Origin of the sequence: Ewingella sp. AOP8-B2-18 (assembly GCF_052376015.1) — a bacterium.
In the GTDB taxonomy this organism is placed as follows: Bacteria; Pseudomonadota; Gammaproteobacteria; order Enterobacterales; family Enterobacteriaceae; genus Ewingella; species Ewingella allii.
Genome location: NZ_JBQSVB010000041.1, coordinates 1 through 3,674 on the forward strand (window position 1 = coordinate 1; position 3,674 = coordinate 3,674).

At 40.7% G+C, this 3,674-nt stretch carries 4 protein-coding genes; 2 read left to right on the top strand and 2 right to left on the bottom strand.

The window, feature by feature from the left end:
* Window positions 1–149: 149 nt before the first annotated feature.
* Together ACT3RR_RS22955 and ACT3RR_RS22960 are read left to right on the top strand one after the other, a co-directional pair.
* Window positions 150–281 carry a hypothetical protein gene (locus ACT3RR_RS22955; protein WP_255414179.1) on the top strand — a complete coding sequence of 44 codons (132 nt, stop codon included), beginning with the start codon at window positions 150–152 and terminating at the stop codon, window positions 279–281.
* Window positions 282–672: 391 nt separating this feature from the next.
* Window positions 673–1,551, top strand: a complete 879-nt coding sequence (locus ACT3RR_RS22960) for a hypothetical protein (protein ID WP_353504333.1) — start codon at window positions 673–675, stop codon at window positions 1,549–1,551.
* A 117-nt stretch (window positions 1,552–1,668) separates the two neighbouring features.
* Here the strand turns inward: ACT3RR_RS22960 and ACT3RR_RS22965 are convergent, their stop codons facing one another.
* Both ACT3RR_RS22965 and ACT3RR_RS22970 read right to left on the bottom strand, forming a co-directional pair.
* On the bottom strand, window positions 1,669–3,126 hold the full coding sequence (locus ACT3RR_RS22965; protein ID WP_496201163.1) for a DUF5677 domain-containing protein: 1,458 nt from the start codon (window positions 3,124–3,126) through the stop codon (window positions 1,669–1,671).
* Window positions 3,127–3,246: 120 nt separating this feature from the next.
* On the bottom strand, window positions 3,247–3,674 hold a 428-nt coding region (locus ACT3RR_RS22970; RefSeq protein ID WP_496201164.1), incomplete at its 5' end, for a recombinase family protein.

Genomic DNA, 3,674 nt, shown 5'->3' on the forward strand with positions numbered 1-3,674 from the left:
CGTTCCAGCGCCTTATTCATCTACTGTAGCGGCGGTTTGAATAAGCTCTGGAATATACGTCAGCGCATACAAGATGTATCACATCCTCTTGCTTGTGCCTGATACACGATAATACAGGGTGGTTTGCCCAGATTGTTAAAGGCTGCCAAATGAAGAAAGAAATCTTCTTCGCAGTGATCCTCATTGTAAGCATAGCCAGTTCAATGTTTGCCATGGGGCAAGGTGGTTGGAACCTGCACATTACAGAACTTAGTCTTAGTGTTGGTTCCAGCAGCAAGTGACAAAAAAGCCCGCCTCGCGGGTAAAGCCGGTCACTTAAGGTGACCGGCATTACCCGGAGGGCCCAAATATCAGAGGTGATGCCTTACAACAATCGGGTTTCCAATTTCCAGTTCGTCTGCCAGGGCACTGATGACCCCTACTAGCATTAAACGAGCTGGTAGATCAGGGGCATCTTTCTGTGAGTGATAACGGTTGGTACAATTTAGCTTAGCCATTTAGCGGGCTGACTGCGGCCTTCATGGTCATAAGTTGGCATACTTAGAGAGCACCAAGTAGCAATACCTGTCGCCTTCATGCGCTTTGCGCATAAAAAAATAAAGCCGAACCTGATATGGTCGATAATGATTTATTAGCAATACTATAACCGACGAAATAAGAGTGAGGCCTTAAATGGAATTGTATCATTACACTAGTGTTCCTGGTTTACATGCGATCAATGTGTCAAATGGAATAAATGAAGGTTATCTTCAACTCTCTGATAACACTATCTTACGAAAGCACAGTTGGTATACAACATCCCCCTCACCTTTAGGGCATGGCCTTACAAACGGTTCTGAAATTTTAAACAAATATGAAGAATTGTTCTGGAGGCAGATGAATGGTTTCACAAATGCCCAGATTTTACCCCCAGTACAGAATAAACGAGCTGTTAGAATTACTATTGATGCCAAATGGATTCAATCTCAGCCAGGATTTCTTAAATACACAGATTTAATAACCATTCTGAAGCAACCGAAAGATTATGCCTTGCGATTGGGGATAACTGCTCTTGCAGGTAATAAGATTTTAACCCCCCAAGAGCGTGAATATTGGAGTACCCATCCCAATCTTATGCATGATACCTGGTATGTGCACACTGGGGTTCTACCGCACTGTCATATGAAGGTGGTTGAGTTTATGGAAGAAGATGGAAATTATTATGCATATGATTTCGAAAAGCACGGAAGAACTGAAATGGCGCGTTATGGTTCATATTCAATATCTCAAGACTTACTTAGAAAAATTAACTCACTTAGTGATTTGAAATACAATGAAGGAGATATATTTTGTTATTACAGAAAAGGGTTGAGTCCTCAGGTATGTTTTACTCATAAGTTACAGACCTTAAGCGTTTATCTCGACGATCCCAATTTCGTGGCTGTTGAGATTAACAGAGAATTTTACAACAGGTATGGAAGTATTTTTATACCCTGGGTCACGAATCACGCCGAAGAATTGCATCGGCTTTGGCAGCAGGCGGAGAGTTTCTACAATAAAATGCATTCTTGATTAGCGGTGCCGTTAATTTCAATGAGAACTAGCTTATTGCAGTGGACTTGAGCGACTGAGTTACTTGCGGTGTTAGGGGCCTTTTTGACATTCGGCCCCCTCTATAAACGTTTTCTATTAATCAAAAAACCGAAATTCAAATGTTGGATAACATTTGTTTAATGTACTTAATATTTTATCGACTAGTACACATGCATCATACAACGTATCAGGTAATTTTGATTTATGAGGGTATCGATGAAGACGGTGCAATGGATTTCCACAAGTGGTAAAACATGCCTCCCTTACGGCTCCCCATGTAGCATGAGTATATGTAGACGTCCAAGAATAGTATTTATCGTAATCGTCTTTAACACCTGCTAACTCACTGATTTTTCTCAAATCTAACCCACTCCAACTACCAAGCTCTATATTAATAAATTCTTCCCATACGTCTTCACATGCTATTGATTCTAAAGTATCATTATTAATGAATTCAGGTGATTCTACAAATTCATCAAATTTTAAAGCATTTAATTTGGCTTGACCTGCGCCATAAGTTCTCCACTTTTTCCATAACTCTTTATCATCCTTCAAAACCATATAATTCAAGCTGATGTAACTTTCTAAAACCGTTCTTAATCCTAATCTAGCTAATATTCCAGACCTAACTTCACTCTGCAACAACTCTTCTAATATGGTTAAAGAATAAAATGCTATTCCAAAAACACAATCGTGTTTTGCATCAATCGCCGTGGTTAAATGAGTATTCTCCCAATGCTGTTCTAACTGATAGCGTAACGCTTCTACTTTTTCTCTTGTACAGTAAGGTTCAAGTGGGAGGGTTGAGGCTGATTTCACTAATTCTAAGCATGGTGAGATTTCCCAAGCTTCATTCCAAAAGTTTTTCGACCACACTAAGTTTTGCTCATTTTCGGATTTAAGTGCCATTTCTAGAGTTCGAATTGTGGGACGTATTATTCTTAAGTCACCCTCATCCGGATAATTAAATAATGGTTCTATAAATTCACGTGGCCCACGTAATTTTCCTGTAACTACACTGACCATCGCTACAAGCCATCGACAATCTGTTGCTTCTTGAGATTGGTGAGGTATACACATACCTATTGCCATCATTATAATATTAATGTCTGGCTCTGTATTTGGAAGATATTTAGCCCATGTAGTCTTGGCAGGGAGATATTCAAAAATCAATAGTACTGTTAAAGCTGACGCTGTAATAGGATTTGATAATAAGAAAGATAAAAACTCATCGCGAAGCGGTACATTTAATTTTGAAATACCAGTAAGAGATAAATCTGATAACTCTTCTTTTTTATCATGATTTCTGACAAAATCAATCACACGCCTAAATTCAGAAATCGCATAGTTCTGATCTTGAATAACCCTTATAACAGCAGCCCATAGAATTTCTGGAAGACGTTCATCTGACCAATGAGAGAATATTACTTCACCTTCAAACTGGGAAAATGCAGGTCTTAACTCAGAACCAACTTTTTTATGTTCTAAAAGTGATGTTCTATTTTTCCCACTCTTTGAAGGTTTTCTTTTACGGCTTTTTTGACTTGCTGGCATAATCCTTCATCCCCTAAATTAGATAGCAGGTGGTTGCACGCAGGAACCCTTCAAGTTGTCCGGCCTAACGCCAATTGTCGGGTTGATTATTGGTGCCACAAAATTTCGATGGTGTCTAACTTACAATCCTTTGGTTTTGAAAGCGCGTAAAGCATCATAAAGAGCCGTCTTACCAATTTTCAGTCTTCCGGCTGCCTCCCGGACACTCAATCCTTGAGCCATTAAACTCTGCGCCTTCTGCAAACCTTCATCAGTGACTACTGGTTTACGTCCGCCCTTTCGTCCCCTAGCCGCTGCAGCAGAAAGCCCCGCCTTGGTTCGTTCACGAATAAGGTCTCGCTCAAATTCAGCCAGTGCTGCAAATATCCCAAAAACCAGCTTGCCCGGAGCTGTCGTGGTATCGATGGCCGCCCCCTGCCCTGTTAGCACTTTTAGGCCAACGCCACGACCAGACAGTTCTTGCACCGTATTGACCAGGTGTGCCATAGAACGGCCTAAACGGTCCAGTTTCCACACGACAAGAATGTCTCCTTCCCGTAAATAGGGGT

Excerpts from the sequence above, each read along its gene's own strand:
- ACT3RR_RS22960 (WP_353504333.1), top strand. The coding sequence starts at position 673 with ATGGAATTGTATCATTACACTAGTGTTCCTGGTTTACATGCGATCAAT.
- ACT3RR_RS22955 (WP_255414179.1), top strand. The coding sequence starts at position 150 with ATGAAGAAAGAAATCTTCTTCGCAGTGATCCTCATTGTAAGCATAGCC.
- ACT3RR_RS22965 (WP_496201163.1), bottom strand. The coding sequence starts at position 3,126 with ATGCCAGCAAGTCAAAAAAGCCGTAAAAGAAAACCTTCAAAGAGTGGG.